This window comes from Streptomyces djakartensis (genome assembly GCF_014651075.1).
Taxonomy (GTDB): Bacteria; Actinomycetota; Actinomycetes; order Streptomycetales; family Streptomycetaceae; genus Streptomyces; species Streptomyces djakartensis.
This window is the reverse complement of record NZ_BMWE01000001.1, coordinates 142,396-161,701: the sequence shown is the minus strand read 5'-3', so window position 1 is coordinate 161,701 and position 19,306 is coordinate 142,396. Positions and strand designations below refer to the sequence as shown.

Annotated in this window: 18 protein-coding genes; 7 read left to right on the top strand and 11 right to left on the bottom strand. The window is 70.4% G+C overall.

Annotated features, from left to right (window positions below):
- Positions 1-261: 261 nt before the first annotated feature.
- From phoH2 to IE212_RS00725, 3 genes are all read left to right on the top strand, one after another.
- Positions 262-1,587 (top strand): RNA 5'-3' helicase PhoH2, encoded by a 1,326-nt coding sequence (phoH2, locus tag IE212_RS00735; protein ID WP_190195684.1) that lies wholly within the window; start codon positions 262-264, stop codon positions 1,585-1,587.
- Positions 1,588-2,007: 420 nt separating this feature from the next.
- Positions 2,008-2,712 (top strand): aggregation-promoting factor C-terminal-like domain-containing protein, encoded by a 705-nt coding sequence (locus tag IE212_RS00730; RefSeq protein WP_190195683.1) that lies wholly within the window; start codon positions 2,008-2,010, stop codon positions 2,710-2,712.
- A 136-nt stretch (positions 2,713-2,848) separates the two neighbouring features.
- Positions 2,849-4,156: an AI-2E family transporter gene (locus IE212_RS00725; RefSeq protein WP_190195682.1), complete on the top strand. Its 1,308-nt coding sequence runs from the start codon at positions 2,849-2,851 to the stop codon at positions 4,154-4,156.
- Between the two features lie 141 nt (positions 4,157-4,297).
- Here IE212_RS00725 and IE212_RS00720 read toward each other — a convergent pair whose 3' ends face one another.
- Both IE212_RS00720 and IE212_RS00715 read right to left on the bottom strand, forming a co-directional pair.
- Positions 4,298-4,831: an alkyl hydroperoxide reductase gene (locus tag IE212_RS00720; RefSeq protein ID WP_190195681.1), complete on the bottom strand. Its 534-nt coding sequence runs from the start codon at positions 4,829-4,831 to the stop codon at positions 4,298-4,300.
- Positions 4,832-4,837: 6 nt separating this feature from the next.
- On the bottom strand, positions 4,838-5,392 hold the full coding sequence (locus IE212_RS00715) for a peroxiredoxin (RefSeq protein WP_190195680.1): 555 nt from the start codon (positions 5,390-5,392) through the stop codon (positions 4,838-4,840).
- A gap of 133 nt (positions 5,393-5,525) precedes the next feature.
- Here IE212_RS00715 and IE212_RS00710 point away from each other — a divergent pair, with 133 nt between their 5' ends.
- Positions 5,526-6,476: a LysR substrate-binding domain-containing protein gene (locus tag IE212_RS00710; RefSeq protein ID WP_190195679.1), complete on the top strand. Its 951-nt coding sequence runs from the start codon at positions 5,526-5,528 to the stop codon at positions 6,474-6,476.
- A 43-nt stretch (positions 6,477-6,519) separates the two neighbouring features.
- Here the strand turns inward: IE212_RS00710 and IE212_RS00705 are convergent, their stop codons facing one another.
- The 5 genes from IE212_RS00705 to IE212_RS00685 all read right to left on the bottom strand — a co-directional run bounded on the left by IE212_RS00705 (position 6,520) and on the right by IE212_RS00685 (position 11,348).
- The gene (locus IE212_RS00705) at positions 6,520-8,856 is read right to left on the bottom strand and encodes an ABC transporter permease (protein ID WP_190195678.1); all 2,337 of its coding nucleotides are present in this window, start codon (positions 8,854-8,856) and stop codon (positions 6,520-6,522) included.
- The gene (locus IE212_RS00700; RefSeq protein WP_190195677.1) at positions 8,853-9,542 is read right to left on the bottom strand and encodes an ABC transporter ATP-binding protein; all 690 of its coding nucleotides are present in this window, start codon (positions 9,540-9,542) and stop codon (positions 8,853-8,855) included. The genes IE212_RS00705 and IE212_RS00700 overlap by 4 nt, the downstream gene beginning before the upstream one ends.
- Positions 9,539-10,063 (bottom strand): PadR family transcriptional regulator, encoded by a 525-nt coding sequence (locus IE212_RS00695; RefSeq protein ID WP_190195676.1) that lies wholly within the window; start codon positions 10,061-10,063, stop codon positions 9,539-9,541. The genes IE212_RS00700 and IE212_RS00695 overlap by 4 nt, the downstream gene beginning before the upstream one ends.
- Before the next feature lie 104 nt (positions 10,064-10,167).
- On the bottom strand, positions 10,168-10,416 hold the full coding sequence (locus IE212_RS00690; protein ID WP_190195675.1) for a type II toxin-antitoxin system antitoxin: 249 nt from the start codon (positions 10,414-10,416) through the stop codon (positions 10,168-10,170).
- Complete coding sequence (locus IE212_RS00685) at positions 10,413-11,348, bottom strand: SPFH domain-containing protein (protein ID WP_190195674.1); 936 nt, start codon at positions 11,346-11,348, stop codon at positions 10,413-10,415. The genes IE212_RS00690 and IE212_RS00685 overlap by 4 nt, the downstream gene beginning before the upstream one ends.
- 261 nt (positions 11,349-11,609) lie before the next feature.
- Here IE212_RS00685 and IE212_RS00680 point away from each other — a divergent pair, with 261 nt between their 5' ends.
- From IE212_RS00680 to IE212_RS00670, 3 genes are all read left to right on the top strand, one after another.
- On the top strand, positions 11,610-13,898 hold the full coding sequence (locus IE212_RS00680; RefSeq protein ID WP_190196138.1) for a transglycosylase domain-containing protein: 2,289 nt from the start codon (positions 11,610-11,612) through the stop codon (positions 13,896-13,898).
- 181 nt (positions 13,899-14,079) lie between these two features.
- Positions 14,080-14,319 (top strand): hypothetical protein, encoded by a 240-nt coding sequence (locus IE212_RS00675; protein WP_190195673.1) that lies wholly within the window; start codon positions 14,080-14,082, stop codon positions 14,317-14,319.
- Positions 14,320-14,377: 58 nt separating this feature from the next.
- Entirely contained in the window at positions 14,378-14,854 is a 477-nt protein-coding gene (locus IE212_RS00670) for a hypothetical protein (protein ID WP_190195672.1), read from the top strand.
- A 36-nt stretch (positions 14,855-14,890) separates the two neighbouring features.
- Here the strand turns inward: IE212_RS00670 and IE212_RS00665 are convergent, their stop codons facing one another.
- From IE212_RS00665 to fomD, 4 genes are all read right to left on the bottom strand, one after another.
- The gene (locus tag IE212_RS00665) at positions 14,891-15,391 is read right to left on the bottom strand and encodes a hypothetical protein (RefSeq protein ID WP_190195671.1); all 501 of its coding nucleotides are present in this window, start codon (positions 15,389-15,391) and stop codon (positions 14,891-14,893) included.
- A 49-nt stretch (positions 15,392-15,440) separates the two neighbouring features.
- Positions 15,441-15,920 (bottom strand): hypothetical protein, encoded by a 480-nt coding sequence (locus IE212_RS00660; protein WP_190195670.1) that lies wholly within the window; start codon positions 15,918-15,920, stop codon positions 15,441-15,443.
- Positions 15,921-16,144: 224 nt separating this feature from the next.
- Entirely contained in the window at positions 16,145-18,289 is a 2,145-nt protein-coding gene (locus IE212_RS00655) for a SpoIIE family protein phosphatase (RefSeq protein WP_190195669.1), read from the bottom strand.
- Positions 18,290-18,590: 301 nt separating this feature from the next.
- Complete coding sequence (fomD, locus tag IE212_RS00650; protein ID WP_190195668.1) at positions 18,591-19,283, bottom strand: cytidylyl-2-hydroxypropylphosphonate hydrolase; 693 nt, start codon at positions 19,281-19,283, stop codon at positions 18,591-18,593.
- Positions 19,284-19,306: the final 23 nt, after the last annotated feature.

Sequence of the window (19,306 nt, the reverse complement as noted above, 5' to 3'; positions counted from 1 at the left end):
GCTCGCCGTCATATGCCGTGGCATGGCGACGCTCGTTCGAGGGCATAACCCAGTCAGGTCGACGCCCGAACCCCGGGTGTCGGATCTCAGCGGACGGCACGGGGCCGTCCGCCCGGGAGGCCCTTTGCACCAGCCCGATCGTGCGGTCACAGCACGGACGAAAAGGCGGAGGGCCGGTTCTCGGCCCGTGCAGCGCGGCCAGGAACCGGTCCAGCTCCGCTCCGTCGCTCCCCGACCTCATCCGAGGGGGTACGTCCTTCCGTGGTGACCAGTGCAAAGCGCCACAAGCCAGACCGGCGCACCTATGTCCTCGACACCAGCGTCCTGCTGGCCGACCCCAGCGCCCTGAGCCGCTTCGACGAGCACGAGGTCGTGCTCCCCATCGTCGTGGTGACGGAACTGGAGGCCAAGCGGCACCATCCCGAACTCGGCTACTTCGCCCGGCAGGCCCTGCGCCTGCTCGACGACCTCCGGGTGCGGTACGGCCGCCTCGACGCCCCCATTCCCACGGGGGACCTCGGCGGGACCGTCCGTGTCGAGCTCAACCACTCGGACCCCGGCGTGCTGCCCAGCGGCTACCGCCTGGGGGACAACGACTCCCGCATCCTCGCGGTCGCCCGCAACCTGCAGGCCGAGGGGTTCGACGTCACCGTGGTGTCGAAGGACCTCCCGCTCAGGATCAAGGCGTCCTCCGTCGGGCTCCTCGCCGAGGAGTACCGCGCGGAGCTCGCCATCACGGACTCCTCCGGCTGGACCGGAATGTCCGAACTGACCCTGCCGGGCGAGCAGGTGGACATCCTCTTCGAGGAAGGGCACGTCCACGTCCCGGAGGCCGCCGACCTGCCGGTGCACACGGGCCTGACGATCCAGTCGGAGCGCGGCAAGGCGCTCGGCCGGGTCACGCCCGAGGGTGGCATCCGTGTCGTGCGCGGGGATCGCGAGGTGTTCGGCATCAAGGGCCGCAGCGCCGAGCAGCGGATCGCGCTCGACCTGCTGCTCGACCCGGACGTCGGGATCGTGTCGATGGGCGGCCGGGCCGGCACCGGCAAGTCGGCGCTGGCGCTGTGCGCGGGCCTGGAGGCGGTGCTGGAGCGCCGTCAGCACCAGAAGGTGATGGTGTTCCGTCCGCTGTACGCGGTGGGCGGGCAGGAGCTCGGCTATCTGCCCGGTACCGAGGCGGAGAAGATGAGCCCCTGGGCGCAGGCCGTGTTCGACACGCTGTCGGCGGTCACCAGCCGGGAGGTCATCGAGGAGGTCACCGCGCGCGGGATGCTGGAGGTCCTGCCGCTCACCCACATCCGTGGCCGCTCGCTGCACGACGCGTTCGTCATCGTCGACGAGGCGCAGTCGCTGGAGAGAAACGTACTTCTCACCGTTCTGTCCCGGATCGGGGCCAATTCACGGGTGGTTCTCACCCATGACGTGGCCCAGCGGGACAACCTCAGGGTCGGCCGGTACGACGGGGTCGTCGCGGTCGTGGAGAAGCTGAAGGGGCATCCGCTCTTCGCGCACGTGACCCTGAACCGGTCCGAGAGGTCCCAGATCGCCGCCCTTGTGACCGAAATGCTCGAAGACGGTCAGATCTGACCGCACCACCCCGGAATAGGGGTGGTTACGCACTAGTTGGCGCCGTTCGGAAAGGCGAAGAGCCTAGCCGGGCGGCGCCTTCGCGTGTGGTCGTTCCGTGGAATTTCCTGCGTCAAACGGGTTGTGAGCTTTCACACGCGACTTGGAATTGCCTTGCCCCGTCGTGTTACGGCAGAGTCTCTCTCCTGTCAGGCCCCGCATACGACACACCTGTACCCCCAGCGGTACGGCACCACAAACAGCACAGCTCCAACTGCATAGCGATGTCGTATGCCGCCCGAGCACCACGCGGCGCTCCCCTCGGGGGAGTTGCCCACCGGGCCCGCGCCTCCCGTGACCCCGCAGTTGGGGAGGCCAGTGCCAGGGGCACGATTGCGTCCGCGAGGGTCACCGAAGCGGGCGATGCTGGAAGGAAACCGTGTGAGCCGGATCTCGGTCCGGGGATTCGCAGTGGCCTCGGCCACGGCGGTCACCGCTGTCGGAAGCGTCGTCGGCGTTGCCTCGGGCAGCACCGCGCAGAACAACGACGCCGAAGCGACGGCAAGCGGCGCCACGCTGCTCGCGGACATCCCCGCGGGCCAGCAGGCCCAGGTGCAGACCGCGTCCCTGACGCAGCAGGCCGACGTACAGGCCATCGCCGCGGACGCGAGCGCGAAGAAGGACGCCGAGGAGGCAGCCCGCAAGGCCGCCGCCGAGACGGCCATCGCCAAGAAGGAGGCCGCCAAGGAGGCGGCCGAGAAGGCGGCGAAGGAAGCCAAGGAGCGCGCGGAGGCCAAGGAAGCCGCCGCCAGCCGCTCCAAGAGCGCCGCCGACTTCCCCGTCGCGACCTCCTACACGATCGCCCAGATCCAGGCGATGGCGCGGCAGATGGTGCCCGCGGGCCAGTTCCAGTGCTTCAGCAACATCGTGGACCACGAGTCCGACTGGAACTACAAGGCGGTCAACCCCTCCTCCGGCGCCTACGGCATGTTCCAGGCGCTGCCCGGTTCCAAGATGTCGTCCGCCGGTGCCGACTGGCAGACCAACCCGGCCACCCAGATCAAGTGGGGCCTGAACTACATGAACGACCGCTACGGCAGCCCCTGTGACGCCTGGTCGTTCTGGCAGGCCAACAACTGGTACTGATCCCACGGCCCCGAGCCGCAGCCGGATCCTCGCGCGAGCCCCGCACCGTCGAACGGTGCGGGGCTCGCGCCATGTACGGTCGGGACGGACGACTCCCTGGGGAGTGGCGCGGACAGACGGGGGAAAAGGACGGATCATGTCGCGAGTGCCAGGGTGGCTCGGCCGGCTCGGCGCCGGACTGGCCGAGATGAGCGAGCAGTGGAAAGAGCGCCGGGCCGAGGCCGAGCGGGAGCGTGACGAAGCCGAGTCCCGGACACGGTCCGACGACCATGTGCCGCCGCCCCCGGACTACGCGCCCGACGTACCCGCACGACCCGATCCCGCGCTGGCCGTGCCGTGGGGGGTACGGGTCGCGGCCGAGGCGGGGTGGCGGCTGCTCGTCCTCGCGGGCACGCTGTGGGTGCTGATGCGGGTCATCAGCGCCGTCCAGCTGGTGGTGCTGGCGTTCGTGAGCGCCCTGCTCATCACCGCGCTGCTGCAGCCGACCGTGGGGCGGCTGCGGCGGCTGGGAGTGCCGCGGGGCCCGGCCACGGCGCTGACGGCGATCCTCGGCTTCGTCGTCATGGGGCTGATCGGCTGGTTCGTGACCTGGCAGGTCATGGAGAACATCGACGACCTCTCGGGCCAGATCCAGGACGGCATCGACGAGTTGCGGAACTGGCTGCTGAACAGCCCGTTCCACGTCACGGACAAGCAGATCAACGAGATCGCCGCGAACCTGCGGGAGGCGGTCGGGGCGAACACCGAACAGATCACCTCGGCCGGGCTGGAGGGCGTGACCGTCGTCGTCGAGGCATTGACGGGAATTCTGCTGGCGGTGTTCTCGACGCTGTTCCTGCTCTACGACGGCAAGCGCATCTGGCAGTGGACGCTGAGGCTGGTGCCCGCGGCGGCGCGGCCCGGAGTGGCCGGGGCAGGGCCGGCGGCGTGGCGGACACTGACGGCGTATGTGCGGGGCACGGTGATCGTGGCGCTGATCGACGCGATCTTCATCGGGCTCGGGATCTACTTCCTCGATGTGCCGATGGCTGTTCCGCTGGCCGTGTTCATCTTCCTGTTCGCGTTCATCCCGCTGGTCGGTGCGGTGGTGTCCGGGGCGCTCGCGGTGGTGGTCGCGCTGGTCACCCAGGGGGTGTTCACGGCGGTCATGACGCTGGTGGTGGTGCTGGCGGTGCAGCAGATCGAGGGGCACATCCTGCAGCCGTTCATTCTGGGGCGGGCTGTGCGGGTGCATCCGCTGGCGGTGGTGCTGTCCGTCGCGTGCGGGGGGATGGTGGCCGGGATCGGGGGTGCGGTGGTGGCTGTGCCGCTGGTGGCCGTGACGAACACCGTTGCCGGGTATCTGCGGGCGTTTTCGCGGGGGTCGGCGTCGCGGCACGCGGTGCGGCCGCGGGCGGCCACGGTGGTGGGTGCGGAGCCTGAGGCCGGGGCGCCGTCGGAGTAGCCCGGCACTCAGGGGGCTCCGCCTGCTGGATCCGCGGACCCACCCGCCGTCCGACGCGGTCGGACAAGAAGCAGACGAGCAGGGCCCCGTCCACCGTGCCCGGTGGACGGGGCCCTGCGATTCGCGGCGGGAAGCCCGGAGTTACCCGGCCAGAACCGCCTCGGCGTCCAGTGTCACGCCGACCGCCTGGATCACGGAGGCGATCTTGAACGCCTCCTGGATGACCTCGCGGTCGAGGCCCGCCTTGCGCAGGACCTGCTCGTGGGAGTCGAGGCACATGCCGCAGCCGTTGATCGCGGAGACCGCGAAGGACCACAGCTCGAAGTCGACCTTGTCGACGCCCGGGTTGCCGATGACGTTCATCCGCAGACCGGCGCGCAGGTTGCCGTACTCGTGGTCCGACAGCAGGTGCCGGGTGCGGTAGAAGACGTTGTTCATCGCCATCACCGCGGCGGCGGCCTTGGCGGCCGTGTAGGCCTCCGGCGACAGGTTCGCCTTCGCCTCCGGCTCGAGCTCGCGCAGCACGATCGGGGAGCGGGAGGCGATCGCCGTCGCCAGGACCGTGCCCCACAGCTGCTGGGCCGGCAGGTCGGAGTTGCCGATGACCGAGCCCAGGTTGAGCTTCAGGTCCTTGGCGTAGTCCGGTATCGAGGACTTCAGCGCGTCGAGCGACATGTCAGATCACTCCCCGGAGAGCAGCGCGACCGGGTCGAGGGTCTCGTCGCCCTTCGACCAGTTGCAGGGGCACAGCTCGTCCGTCTGGAGGGCGTCGAGGACCCGGAGGACCTCCTTCGGGTTACGGCCGACCGAACCCGCGGTCACCATGGAGAACTGGATCTCGTTGTTCTGGTCCACGATGAACACCGCGCGCTTGGCGAAGCCGTCCTCGCCCTCGATGCCGAGGTCGCGCATCAGCTCGTGCTTGGAGTCGGCCATCATCGGGAAGGGCAGGTCACGCAGGTCGTCGTGGTCCTTGCGCCAGGCGTGGTGGACGAACTCGGAGTCGCCGGAGAAGCCGAGGACCTGGGCGTCGCGGTCGGCGAACTCGTCGTTCAGCTTGCCGAAGGCGGCGATCTCGGTCGGGCACACGAAGGTGAAGTCCTTGGGCCACGCGAAGATGACCTTCCACTGACCCTCGTAGGTCTTGTGGTTGATCTGCTGGAACTCCTTGCCCTTCTCCAGCGAGACGCAGGCGGTCAGATCGAACTCGGGGAACTTGTCACCGACGGTGAGCACACACACTCCTTGCAGCGAAGAAACTCCCGGATCGCGGGGGTTTCCCATGGGTTGGACTGTGTTGATGTTGGCACAGGCTCGATTGATTACGGAAATAGCTACACTCGGTCGGGTTGATCGGAGGTAGTTATTAGTGACTGTCGGTAATAAGCGCAGGCAACCCAGCCTCGCCCAGCTCCGTGCCTTCGCAGCGGTCGCCGAGCACCTTCATTTCCGGGACGCGGCCGGGGCGATCGGCATGAGCCAGCCCGCCCTATCGGGCGCGGTCTCGGCCCTGGAGGAGACACTCGGAGTGACGCTCCTCGAGCGTACGACGCGCAAGGTGCTGCTCTCGCCCGAGGGGGAGCGGATCGCCGTCCGGGCCAAGGCGGTGCTGGGCGAGGTCGGCGCGCTCATGGAGGAGGCCGAGGCGGCCCGGGCCCCCTTCACCGGGGTGCTGCGGCTCGGGGTGATCCCGACGGTGGCGCCCTATCTGCTGCCCACGGTGCTGCGGCTCGTGCACGAGCGGTATCCGCACCTCGATCTGCAGGTGCACGAGGAGCAGACCGGGAACCTCCTCGACGGCCTCACCAACGGGCGGCTCGACCTGCTGCTGCTCGCCGTGCCGCTGGGCGTGCCGGGCGTTGTCGAACTGCCCCTCTTCGACGAGGACTTCGTGCTCGTCACGCCCCTCGGTCACCGGCTGGGCGGCCGGGAGGGCATCCCGCGTGAGGCGCTGCGCGAGCTGAACCTGCTGCTCCTCGACGAGGGGCACTGCCTGCGCGACCAGGCCCTCGACATCTGCCGGGAGGCCGGCCGCGACGACGTGCCGGTGACCACCACCGCCGCCGGGCTGTCCACGCTGGTGCAGCTGGTGGCGGGCGGCCTCGGCGTCACGCTGCTGCCCCGTACCGCACTCACGGTGGAGACCTCGCGCAACGACCGGCTCCTCACCGGGTACTTCGCCGCCCCCGCCCCCACCCGCCGGATCGCACTGGCGATGCGGGCGGGGGCCGCGCGCGGAGCGGAGTACGAGGAGCTGGCGGCCGCCCTGCGCCAGGCCATGCGTCCGCTGCCTGTCCGGGTCCTGGACGAGGATGTGTGACGACGTCCAGGACGGGGATGCGGGAGGACCGCCCCGGCAGGACCTACTCCGTCCGCAGCCCGTCCGGCCGCATCAGCTTCAGCAGCGGCGGCAGGCTCAGCAGCGTCACCACCAGGACGACGCCGGCGCCGATGCCGGTCATCGACAGCACACTCGGCCAGTTCACCCGGACCGGAGTGTTGGTCATCCGCAGCAGTACCGCGCCCAGGGCCATGCCCACCGTCGCGGCGAGCAGCAGGCCCAGCCCGATCGGGATCGCCGTCTGCCAGAGGACCGACAGGCCGAGGGTGCGGCGCCGGGTGCCGAAGGCGACCAGCGACGACAGCAGCTTGCGGCGTTCGCGCAACTGCTCCAGCTGCGAGACCAGCAGACTCGCACCGATCAGCGCCAGCACACACGCGGCGCCGACGGACAGGCCGGTGCGGATGGTGGCGTAGCGTTCGTTGCTCTCGACGCTGCTCCAGGTCATCGGCTCGACCAGCGGGTCCAGTCGTGCGGCCGTGTTGCGCACATGGTCGTACGCGTCCGGCACCGAGGGGTCCAGGCTCAGGAAGAGCCGGGTGGTGGTCAGCGCCCGGAGCTTCTCGGGCAGCGCGCCGGGCGTGATCAGGATGCCGCCGTGGTCGTAGCCGGTGGGGTCCTCGCGGGACTGGGCCTGCCGGATGTCCCGCGGCACGGTCCACGAGATCAAGCGTTCGCGGGAGCCGGAGTCGTCGTCCGGCAGCTCCCACAGGGTTGTGCCGGGCTTGGCCAGGCGCTCGCTCTCGTCGTACTGCGAGCGCTTGACCGCGAACACGTCACCGTCGCGGCAGGAGGCGAACGTGGCCACCTCGCGCAGTGACGCGCAGTCGGCCACCGTGATCTGGATGATGGACTCGTCCTCGCCGCGCCGGTCGCCGAGATGCACATCGGACAGCGCGGTGACCTTGCGCACGCCCTCGGTGTCGCGGTACTTCCCGACGGTGGCCGCGGTGTCGGCGCCGTCCGGAACGTCCGCGCTCATCTGCGCCCGGGTGACGTCGTACTGCGACGCCCTGGTGTAGTCGCCCTCCACCCCGGCGAAGAGCATCTGAAGGGCGATCGCCCCGGCCACCGCCACCGCGATGCCGTTGACCATCCGGGCCGCCGCGCCGCTGCTCAACTGGAGTCTGCGCACGGCCAGTTGCCAGGCGACCCCGCCCGCGCCGAGCCGGGCCACGACCCTCTCCACCATCCAGGGGAGCAGCGCCGTGACGCCGATCAGCAGGAGCATCACGCCACCGACGACGAGGTACTGGTTGAAGTTCCCGCCGTCGTCGCCCTGTCCGATCATCGGGTACAGCAGCGCGAGCCCGCCCAGCGGCAGCAGCAGCCGCCACCACAGGCGGCGCCGCGAGGGCTTGGCCGTGCGCACCACACCGAGGGGCTCGATGACCACGCCGCGCAGGGCGAGGATCGTGACCAGGACCGCGGCCGCCGGCACCGCCAGCGCGACCAGGACGGCCAGCACGGGCGAGGGGTTCAGGTAGCTCGGGAACACGCTGACGCGGAACACCTCGACGGAGGCCGCCAGTTCACGCCCGAGAAGGAAGAACCCGGTACCGAGGACGAGCCCCAGCACGGAGCCGGCGAGTGCCTCACCGGCGGCGATCCGCCGGGTCATCCGGCTGTCGGAGCCGACCAGCCGCAGCGCCGCCAGCCTCCGGTCGCGCCGCTCGCCGCCGAAGCGCACGGCCGCCGCGATGAACACCGCGACCGGCATCAGCAGCACCACGAAGACGACCAGGACCAGCAGGAGCAGCACCGGGTCCCAGCGGTCGGACGACCCCAGGTCGTCGTTGCCGAAGCTGTCGATGCGGGCCCCGCTGGCGGAGCCCTCGAGCAGTTTCATGAGCCCCTTGCCGCCCGCGAAGTACGCGAGTTCGTGGGAGCCGACGAGCCCCTGCTCGCCGATGGTGCCCGTGATCCGGTAGTCCAGCCGCTCCCGCAGCAGCTTGCCCTCGTCGGAGTCGAGCAGTTCCTTCAGCGCGGGGGAGACGACCATCTCGCCCGCCGCCGGGAACGCCGACACGCCGGGCGGCAGCGGAGCCCGCGGGCCCTCCGCCTCCAGCACCCGCCCGCGCACGTCCAGGTCCCGGTACGTGGTGTCCGAGTCCACGACGACCAGCGTGTCGTCGGCCTTGGGTATCTTCTGCTGGCTGAAGGTGTGGTCGCTGCGCGCCTCCTCACGCCGGTCGCGTTCCGCCAGCGCGTTCGGGATGGCGGTGGTGAGCAGCAGCAGCGCCACCCCGAGTCCGACGCCGACGGCCGTGAGCAGCGCCCTGGTCCACCCCTCGCGTCCGCCGGCGAAGGCGAACCGGGCCCCCATGGCCAGGTCCCGGCTCCACTGCCTGACGCTCATACGACGCGCTCCATGTCGCGCGACTTGCCGTCCCGTACGACGATCTCGCGGTCGGAGTACGCGGCCACCCGCGCCTCGTGCGTGACGAGCACCACGGCCGTGTTGGCGGACCGGGCGGCGTCCGTGAGCAGCTCCATCACGCGCTCGCCGTTGAACGAGTCGAGCGCACCGGTCGGCTCGTCGGCGAACACCACCCGCGGGTTCGTCACCAGGGCGCGGGCGACGGCGACCCGCTGGCCCTGGCCGCCGGAGACCTCGCCGGGGCGCTTCCCCCGCAGCTCGTCGACCTCCAGCCGTTCCATCCAGGCCAGTGCGGTGCGCTCGGCCTCCTTGCGGGAGGTGCCGTTCAGCCGCAGCGGCAGCGCCACGTTCTCCACGCAGGTGAGTTCCGGCACGAGCTGCCCGAACTGGAAGACGAAGCCGAACTCCGAGCGGCGCAGCGCACTGCGCTGGGCGTCGCTCATCGAGGTCACCTCGCGCCCGTCGTAGGTGATGGACCCGGAGTCGGGTGTCACGATCCCGGCGAGGCAGTGCAGCAGCGTCGACTTGCCGGACCCGGAGGGGCCCATCACGGCGACGACCTCACCGGGGTGGATCGAGAAGGCGGCGCCGTCGAGCGCGGTGGTCGGCCCGTACGCCTTGCGGAGGTTCTCGGCGGCGAGCAGGGAACCGGGAGGAACGTTCACCGGGACACCGCCTCACGGAGTCTGTCGAGGCGCGCGGCGGTGAGCTCGAGCCAGCGCAGGTCCGCCTCGAGGTGGAACAGGGCGTGGTCGCAGATGAGCTGGTCGGCGAGGTCGCCCTTGCGCTTGCGGTCGGTGAGGATCCGCATGCCGCGCAGGTGCTCGGAGCGCTGCGTGTCGAGGATGTCGCCCGCGTCCCGCCCGGTGAGCAGTGCGAGGACGACCTTGGTGTAGAGGGTCGACTGGAGGTACGGCTCCGGCTTCTCCGGCGTGGCGAGCCACCGCTCCACGTCGGTGATCCCGGCGTCGGTGATGGCGTAGCGCTTGCGCTCCGGGCCGTCGCCCGCCTCGATCCCGTCGATCTCGACGAGGCCGTGCTTCAGCAGCCGGGACATCGTCGAGTAGACCTGGCCGTAGTGCAGAGGCCGGTCGTGACCGAATTTCTCGTCGAAGGCCCGCTTGAGGTCGTAACCATGGCGGGGCCCGGACTCCAGGAGTCCCAGAAGGGTGTGACCGATGGACATGTGAGCACCATACACACGGTGTATACGTCGTGTGTATACATGGGGTGTGCAGCTGGCGCCCGAGCGGGTGACCGCGCAGGTGGCGGCCGTTTGTCACGGTTCTGCTACGCGCCACCGCCGTCGCGTGGCGGCCGGCCCCGCCGGGGCGGCGGCCCGGTGTCCCGCGGCAGCCGCCCGGCTTCCTTGAGGGCCCTGCGCAACAGGAACTCGATCTGGGCGTTCGCGGACCGCAGCTCGTCTCCGGCCCACCGGGCGAGCGCCTCGTACACCGCCGGGTCCAGCCGCAGCAGCACCTGCTTGCGCTGCTGCTGCGGCCGGCGCCGGGGGTCCGGGTCTTCGGACGGGGCCGTCACTGGTAGAGGGACCCGGTGTTGAGGACCGGCTGTGCGGCGCGGTCACCGCACAGCACCACCATCAGGTTGGAGACCATCGCCGCCTTCCGTTCGGAGTCCAGCTCCACGATGTCCCGCTCGGCGATCCGGGCGATCGCGGCCTCGACCATCCCCACCGCTCCGTCCACGATCTGCCGCCGCGCGGCGACCACCGCTCCGGCCTGCTGACGCTGGAGCATCGCCGAGGCGATCTCCGGGGCGTACGCGAGGTGGGTGAACCGCGACTCGATGATCTGCACCCCGGCCGCCTCCACCCGCGCGTGCAGTTCGGCGGCGAGCTTCTCGGTGATCTCCTCGGCGTTGCCGCGCAGTGAGAGGCCGTCCTCCTCGTGGGCGTCGTAGGGGTACTCGATGGCGATGTGCCGCACGGCCGCCTCGGTCTGTGTGGAGACGAACTCGATGTAGTCGTCCACCTCGAAGACGGCCTGGGCGGTGTCCTCCACCCGCCACACCACGACCGCCGCGAGCTCGATCGGGTTGCCGTAGGCGTCGTTGACCTTCAGGACGGCGGTCTCGTGGTTGCGGACCCGCGTCGAGATCCTGGTGCGCGAGGTGAAGGGGTTCACCCAGCGCAGGCCGTCCTGGCGGATGGTCCCCCGGTAGCGGCCGAAGAGCTGGACGACCCGGGCCTCGCCGGGCGCCACCATGTTCAGCCCGCACATGGCCAGGAAGGCCGCGAGCGCGACCAGGATGCCGGTGATGATCAGCGCGGCCTTCGCGCCTGCCCCGTCCACCGACGTGGCGACCGCGATCAGCCCGGCGCCGGCCAGCAGCCCGAGCAGGCCGAGCAGCAGCGCGAGGCCGCCGCCGATGCTGTGCGCGGTGACCTCCCGCACGCGGGGTGCGGGCATCTCGGGCACATCTGCCGTGACCTGCGGTTCCTGTGTGGACATGGGTGATCCCCCGTTTCTCCTGGGAAGCCTCTCCCGCTTAGCTTCCTCCTATCTAAGTGATATCACTTTTTTGGTTCCTGGCAACCCTGCGGGCGTCTGGAACGTCGGTTCCGTTGGGATGGGTGCTGATTGTCACGTCCGCAAAGAGCCGGATCGGCAGCCCTATCTCTTATCTCCCGGTGTTAGCTTTCTGAGCTGACCTGAGCGGCGAACCTGTGTGACATGTGGGCACACATGAGCGAAGCGGAGCAGATCGGACCCATGGGACGAGCGGAAGAGAGACGCGCCAGACAGCGCGGTGGACGCCGGGCGGCGCCCAGGCGCCGTTCGTCGGGCGCGGCCGGGAAGGGCGGCATACGCAGGCTCTTCAGCTGGAAGAAGATCCTCGGCACCTTCTTCGGCCTGTGCCTGCTCGGTATGGGCGCCTTCATCGCGCTGTACATGATGATCGACATCCCCGCGGCCGGGAACGTCGACGCCGAGCGGCAGAGCAACATCTACAAGTACAGCGACGGCACGATCATGGCCCGCGACGGCAAGGTCAACCGCGAGGTCGTCGATCTGTCCCGGGTCCCCAAGGAGGTCCGGAACACCTTCGTCGCAGCCGAGAACAAGACCTTCTACAAGGACGCCGGCGTCGACCTGAAGGGCACCGCCCGAGGCGTGCTCAACACGCTCTCCGGCCGGGGCGCGCAGGGCGGTTCGACGATCACCCAGCAGTACGTCAAGAACTACTACCTGACGCAGGAACAGACCGTCTCCCGCAAGCTCAAGGAGCTGGTGATCTCGCTGAAGCTGGACCGGGAGAAGTCCAAGGACTACATCCTCGCCGGCTACATCAACACCAGCTACTACGGCCGCAACGCCTACGGCATCCAGGCCGCCGCCCAGGCCTATTACCGCGAGGACGCCGAGGACCTCGACGTCGCGCAGGGCGCCTACCTCGCCGCGCTGCTCCAGGCCCCCAGCCAGTACGACTGGGCCGTCGCGTCCGAGAACGGCAAGAAGCTGGTGAAGGCCCGCTGGAACTACGTCCTGGACAACATGGTCGAGGAGAAGTGGCTGAGCCGGTCGGAGCGGGCCGGCATGAGGTTCCCGGTGCCGGAGGAGCCCAAGCCCGCCCCTGGCATGGAGGGCCAGAAGGGCTATCTGGTCAACGCGGCCAACGCGACACTGGAGAAGCGGCTCGTCGCCGAGGGCGTCGCGAGCAGCCGCAAGGAAGCCGATGCGATGGTCAACGCCGGCGGCTGGACCATCACGCTCAACATCGACAAGAAGAAGCAGGCGGCGCTGGAGAAGTCCGTCCAGCGGCAGCTGACCAGCAAGCTCGACCCCGACAAGCGCGAGGTCGACGCGGACGTCCAGGCCGGTGCCGCCTCGGTGAACCCGAAGACGGGCGCCGTGGTCGCGATGTACGGCGGCGAGGACTACTTCAAGCACTACACCAACAACGCCACCCGCACCGACTACCAGCCCGCCTCCACCTTCAAGCCGGTCATCCTGGCCGCGGCACTGGAGGAGCAGGCGAAGACCCAGGACGGCGACCCGATCACCGCCGACACGGTCTATGACGGCACGAGCAAGCGCCAGGTCATGGAGAACGGCAGCAAGGTCGGCTTCGCCCCCGAGAACGAGGACGACAGGAACTACGGCCCGATCTCCGTCCAGACGGCGATGAACAAGTCCGTCAACTCCGTCTTCGCGCAGATGGGCGTCGACGTCGGCATGTCGAACGTGGTGGACGTCGCCGGCAAGCTCGGCATGGACACCGAGAACATGGAGGCCGTGCCCGCCCAGACCCTCGGCAGCATGGGCGCGAGTCCCCTGGAGATGGCCGGCGTCTACGCCACCCTCGACAACCACGGCAAGAAGGTCACCCCGGCCCTCGTGAAGTCGGCCGAGCACCTGAACCGCAGCGTGAAGATGCCCGACCCGATCGGCGAGCAGGTCATCAGCCGCGAGGCCGCCGACACCGTGACGTCGGTGCTGACCGGCGTGGTCGACGACGGCACCGCCCAGACATCGGTGCGCAACAACCCCCGGCGCGACGGCCAGCAGGTCGCGGGCAAGACGGGTACGTCCGACAACAACAAGTCGGCCTGGTTCACCGGCTACACGCCGAAGCTGGTCACCTCGGTCGGCCTGTTCGGCGAGGACAACAAGCCCCCTTACAAGCAGGTCCCGATGTACAAGGCGGGCGGCGAGGCCCGGGTCGACGGCGGTGGTTTCCCGGCGCTGATCTGGGCGGCGTACACCTTCGGTGTGATGGGCGACGTCACCAGGTTCGACCTGGACACCCAGCAGGGCGCTGCCGTCCCGCCGACGCGGACGCCGACACCCACCCAGGAGCCGACCCGGGAGCCGACGCAGGAGCCGACGACCGAGGCGCCGTCGTCGTCCCCGCCGCCGACGACCGAGGAGCCGAGCAGCTCGCCGCCGGCGACTCCGACGACGACACCACCCACCTCCACCCCGCCGGCGACTCCGACGACGACACCGCCGGACGACGGTGACCCGTTCGACCCGGTCCGGCCGGGGGACGAGGAGTAGGACACGCGGAAGGCGCCCGGTGGAAACCGGGCGCCTTCCGGCGCGTCTCGGAGAGTTCACCTGAGATTCACCTGAATGTCGCCAGGGCGGGCCTGTTCGGTGGAAGCGGCCTATCGTTGAGCGCATGTTCAGGCCCCGTTCCCAGCGCGCCGACCGGCGTGCATGAAAGGTGGCGCGCTCCATGAAAAGCCCTCTTCGCGGGACCCACGAGCACGAGAGCGGCACCCGCGATTTCGACCCGGACATCACGCGTACCCGTCTCGTTCGCGCCGTCGGCGGGGCCCCGGAATCCGAGCCCCGGGAGGATGCCCCGGAGGAGGGCTGTGCGTCGTTGTACGACGCCATACGGGACATGGGTCTGTACGGGGCGAAGGTGGCGGCGGAAGGGCGCGGGAACGGTGGTGAGGGCCTCAGACTGTGACCCGTACCCGGAGGAGCCCAGCGGGCGCACCACAGGAGACAAGTACTTCAAGGAGTTCATGAGGCTCGTGCACGTGAGCCTGCGGAGCTGGTGGTGGGGGGAGCCGCTGGGGGCGCTCTTCGGCGCGGCCGGAGGTGCCTGGCTCGGTCATGACGACGACCTGCCGTTGGACGAGGTGCTCGGCGTCGCCGTCTCCATGGTGGGGGTCATCATCGGGTCCGTGTTCGGCATCCTGGCGATGATCACCCGGGCCTGCGACAACAACTTCCTGAAAAAGGCCCGGAAGGCGGGCATCCTGCCCGTCGTCAACTACCTGTGGCCGTTCTTCACCATCATCGCCATGGGCATTCTCGCCATCGTCTTCCTGCTGATGGTGGCCGGGATCCCCGAGGACGCGCCCACGGCACTGCCCATGGCGGCCGGCGCGGCGGCGGGCTTCTGCGTCCTGTGGACACTGGCCGGGCTTCTTCCCGCCCTGGGGGCGCTCATCGTGTTCACCCGGCTGATCGAGAAGACCTCCGGCGTTCAGGACTGAGGGCCGACCGGGGGTGCCGGCCCCGCGTCCCGCGCGTCACTCGTCGACGTCGAGCACCAGAGCGACCTGACGGCCCTCCAGGGTGATGCGGCCCTCACCGTAGGCGGCTCGGTAGTGGCCGGTCCCGGCGGTGATGCCGGTCTTGGCCGTCACGCGCTCCCCGGACCTGTACCTGATCACGTCACTGAGGGTCAGCGTGCCCTTCGCCAGGCGCAGAACCCGGGTGCATGCCGCCGTCACCTCAGGGCCCTGGACCGCGATCGCGGAGCACTCCGACGTCCCGTCACCGGCGTGCCGCAGCGACTTCCTGCCGGACCCGTCGGTCACCTCCGTGTAGAGGTCCAGGTGGTTCGTCCAGCCGTCACTGGTCCTCACATCCCGGACCGGGGTGGTGTCGGACCCGCTGACACCGACGAGCTCCACCCTCTCGATGTCGTTGTCAGCGTCCTTCTCCTCGGCGTGTGCCGACGCCGGAAGAAGGGCGAACGCGCTGGTGAGGGCGGCGACAGCCAACCCGCGGACAGCCGATGTGATCACGAAACCTCCTGGGTCGGTCGACGGACGCCGTTCCTGCCGGGTGTATCGGTCAGTCATCGACGTAGAGGTCGAAGACGACGCGGTCGCCGTCGAGGGTGATGTAGCCCTCTCCCTCGGCGTCGTTGTACTTGCCCGTGCCGCCCGCGATGGCGGTCCTGGCGGTGACCTTCTCCCTGCCCTCGCGGGTGATCACGTCGTGCAGGGTGATCTCCCCGGCCTTCAAGCGCAGGACCCGCGTGCACTGGGTCGTCACCCGGCTCTCGAACAGGGGCGCCTCCACGGCGGAGCACCGGGCACTTGCGTCGCCGACGCGCTTGTCACCGGGCGTGTACAGGTGCATGTACGTGGTCCAGCTGTCGCCGGTCAGCGCGTAGTACGGGGTGGAGTCCGTCTTGATGACGCCGACGAGCTCGAGCCGCTCGATGTCCTCGTCCCCGACGTCTGCGGCGGCCTGCGAGGAGAGGGAGAGGGTGAGGGCGGCGGCCAGGGCGCCGGCGGAGACGGCGCTGCGGACGGTGGCAGAGGGCATGCATCCTCCAGGTGCGGCTGTGGACGCTCAGAGTTTCGAGCGCTGTCGCATTCCACGTACGAAGCCGCTCCGGTGCAACGCGCCTTGCGAGGGAGACGCGCAGAAGCCACACGAACAGGGGACTTGACCGCCCGGTTGTCCGACACCCTCGTCGGCGCGGCGGCGGGGCCGCCCACAGCTGAGCGGGGAGCGGGCGGCACCCGCCCGCTCCCCGCCCGGGCCGGTCAGCCGCGGTTGAGCTCGAACCACACGACCTTGCCGGTGCTCAGACGGGTCGCCCCCCAGCGCCGGGCCATCCGGTTCACCAGGTACAGCCCGCGCCCGCCCTCGTCGGTGGCGCGGGCCTGACGGAGCCGGGGCAGCTGCGGGACGTCGTCGCCGACCTCGCAGCGCAGCACGTCCGTGCGCAGCAGCCGCAACGTGACCGGCCGGGAGGCGTACCGCACGGCGTTCGTCACGACCTCACTGACCAGGAGCTCGACCGAGTCGCTGAGCTCCTCCAGACCCCAGCGCTGCAGGGCGCGCCGGGCCAGGCGGCGGGCCCGGCCGGGGGCGGCGTCCTCCGGCTCCAGGAACCAGTACGCCACGTCGCTGGGCGCGATCCCGTCGAAGCGGGCGGCGAGCAGCGCGATGTCGTCGTCCCGATCACCCGGGCCGAGCATGTCGAGCACCTCGTCGCACAGCGCTTCCAGGGGCGGCGGATGGTCCGGCCCGGTGAGCTGCGCGACCGCGGCGAGCTTCTCCCGCAGCTGCTCGATGCCGGTCCACACGTCCCGCAGGCGGGACTCGACCAGCCCGTCGGTGTACAGCAGCAGCGTCCCACCGGCCGGCGCGTCCAGTTCCACCGCCTCGAAGTCGACGCCGCCGACCCCGATGGGAGCTCCGGCCGGCACCCGCAGCACCTCGGCCCGGCCACCGAGGTGGAGCAGGACGGGCGGCGGGTGGCCGGCGTTGGCGATGGTGATGCGGTGCGAGACCGGGTCGTAGACGGCGTACAGGCAGGTCGCCATGCGGTCCACACCGAGGCGCTGGGCCTGTTCGTCGAGGTGGTGCAGCACCTCCTGCGGCGGCAGGTCGAGGCCGGCGAGGGTCTGGGCGGTGGTGCGCAGCTGGCCCATGATGGCGGCCGACGTCATGGAGTGCCCCATCACGTCACCGACGACCAGGGCGACCCTGCTGCCCGGCAGCGGGATGGCGTCGTACCAGTCGCCGCCGACCCGCGCGGTCTCCGCGGCCGGCAGATAGCGGGAAGCGAGCCGCACGCCGGTGGGGCGGGGCAGTGTCTCGGGCAGCATGGTGCGCTGGAGCTCGTCCGCGATGTACGCCTCGCGGCCGTACAGCACGGCCTTGTCGATGCCGAGCGCGCTGTGCGTGGCGAGCTGGGCGGCCACCAGCAGGTCGTCCGCCTCGAAGGCGAGGCGTTCCGGGCGGCGCAGGAACAGGGCCGCACCGATGACCCGGCGGCGGCCGCGCAGCGGGGCGAGGATCGCCCGCTGCCCGTCTGAGACGGCGAACTCTTCCCCGTCCCCAAGGAGTTCGGGCAGGGCGGCACGCGCCGCGGGGGCGTCGGTGAACACCGGGCGCACTCCGCGCAGCACCTCGGCGAGCGCGCTGCCGGGCCGCACCTCGCACAGCTCGGCGCCGACCGTGTCCAGCTCGTTCGGCTCGGGCTGCGCGGCCGGCAGGAAGCCGTTCTCGGTGTCGCGCTCCGCCGGTATCCGGTCGGTGCGCCGCAGCCTGAGCACCAGCGGACCCGTGGGCCGCTCGTCGCCGACCGGCAGCGGGTCGCGCAGATAGACCAGGATCGCGTCGGAGAACGTGGGCACGGTGGCCCGGCAGAGCCCCATCACGATCTCGTCGAGATCGATGCCGCGGGCGATCCGCCGGGTGGCGGCACCCACGAACCTGAGCCGGTCGCCGTCCCGCCGCATCGGCGTGGGCCGGCCGGGCGGCAGGCTCTGGCCGCTGCGCCGCTCCGGCCCGTCGGGGTTCACCCCGGCCCGGTCCTGCTCGTCGGCCGGCTGCACCGGGATGCCCTCGGGAGCCGGGCGCGGCCGGGGGGTGTCGCGCTCGGCGGTCTGTTCGGCACCCGGCTGGGAGTGCTCGGATGCGGGGTCGCTCACGGTGTCCTTGCCCTTGCCGCACGGCGTGGAGGTGCCCGGCTCCGACGTGCCCGGTGAAGTGTGTGCCGTCGTGGCCGGAACGGTGACGTCGCCGCCTGGGCGGCCCTGTACCGGTAAGGCGCCCGCGCCGGGCGCACGACCCGGTGTCGGGGTGTGCACAAGCGCCCCGCGGGGGTCCGCGGGGTCGACGCCCTGCTGCGGGCGTCCGAAGGAGGTCGGCTGCTCCGTCACGCGTGTCGAATCCATCCGTCCGGGGCTGCACGCCGTACGTGCAGGTGGTCCCGCCGAAACTCCGATACCCGGAATACGTGCCCCAGGAACGGAATTCCCGCGTGGTCAGAGGTTGTGCCTGTGCCACCGGCGGACCGCCCGCAGCCCTGGGAGCCTGCGGCGCAGGCTCTCCCGGTGTTGCCCTCGTACCCCTCGCTCACGTCCTGCCGCCCCTCGGTGACGATCGGTCAAGCCCAGCGCGTGCTCCCGCAGTTGCCGCCGCGCGCCCTTGCGGAGGACGATCCTACGTTTCTTGCCCGGGGGCGCATCAAGGGTCTCATGAGGACACTTGCGCGGGCGTACGGTCCCAGTCTTCCGGGAGTGACGGTACCGTCCAGGACGAATCCGGGCGCCACTGCTGCCAGCCTTCCGAGAACGGCGGCCCCCAGGAGTGGATCACTTCCACCGCCGCCCGGCCGGCCGCCCGCACACTCTCGGCCTGCCGGTCGTCCATCAGCCCGTCCCGCCGGGCCTGGGCGAACTCGTCCTCGTCGCGCCAGTGCCAGCTGCGGTCCGGGTGGACGGAGATGTCCAGGAAGTGGTCGACGGAGTCCACGCCGCCCTCCCAGCGGGTCAGCGGCTCCTCCAGGTTCACGTACCAGTTCTTGAAGAGCCAGCCCGGCTCCCAGAACAGCCACACCGACCAGGGCTCGCCGGGGCGGGCCAGCTTCAGGACGCCGGTGCCGAACCACCGGTCGCGCTGCACGGTCCGCGGCTTGGTGTAGCGCGACTGAAGCGGTTCCAGGTGCACGGGGGTGCCGTCGGCGAGCACGGGCTTCACGCACTCGGTGCCCGGCGCCAGCCACACGGCGAGCAGCTCCGCGTCGTCCCGTACGACGGTGACGGGGCGCGCGATGTGGAAACCCGCTCCGCCGTTCTCCCGGTACCGCCACAGAATCCGGCTCCCGGGCGCCCAGAAGCCCGCCGCACCGCCCGTTCCCACGCGTCTCACCGCTCCGCCCTCTGCCATGCACAGATATTAGGTGCCATGGG

Coding starts and splice junctions, on each gene's coding strand:
- IE212_RS00725 (WP_190195682.1), top strand. CDS start 2,849: ATGTCGCGAGTGCCAGGGTGGCTCGGCCGGCTCGGCGCCGGACTGGCC.
- IE212_RS00720 (WP_190195681.1), bottom strand. CDS start 4,831: ATGTCGCTCGACGCGCTGAAGTCCTCGATACCGGACTACGCCAAGGAC.
- IE212_RS00705 (WP_190195678.1), bottom strand. CDS start 8,856: ATGAGCGTCAGGCAGTGGAGCCGGGACCTGGCCATGGGGGCCCGGTTC.
- IE212_RS00695 (WP_190195676.1), bottom strand. CDS start 10,063: ATGTCCATCGGTCACACCCTTCTGGGACTCCTGGAGTCCGGGCCCCGC.
- IE212_RS00685 (WP_190195674.1), bottom strand. CDS start 11,348: ATGTCCACACAGGAACCGCAGGTCACGGCAGATGTGCCCGAGATGCCC.
- IE212_RS00680 (WP_190196138.1), top strand. CDS start 11,610: ATGGGACGAGCGGAAGAGAGACGCGCCAGACAGCGCGGTGGACGCCGG.
- IE212_RS00675 (WP_190195673.1), top strand. CDS start 14,080: ATGAAAAGCCCTCTTCGCGGGACCCACGAGCACGAGAGCGGCACCCGC.
- IE212_RS00670 (WP_190195672.1), top strand. CDS start 14,378: ATGAGGCTCGTGCACGTGAGCCTGCGGAGCTGGTGGTGGGGGGAGCCG.
- IE212_RS00660 (WP_190195670.1), bottom strand. CDS start 15,920: ATGCCCTCTGCCACCGTCCGCAGCGCCGTCTCCGCCGGCGCCCTGGCC.
- IE212_RS00655 (WP_190195669.1), bottom strand. CDS start 18,289: ATGGATTCGACACGCGTGACGGAGCAGCCGACCTCCTTCGGACGCCCG.
- fomD (WP_190195668.1), bottom strand. CDS start 19,283: ATGGCAGAGGGCGGAGCGGTGAGACGCGTGGGAACGGGCGGTGCGGCG.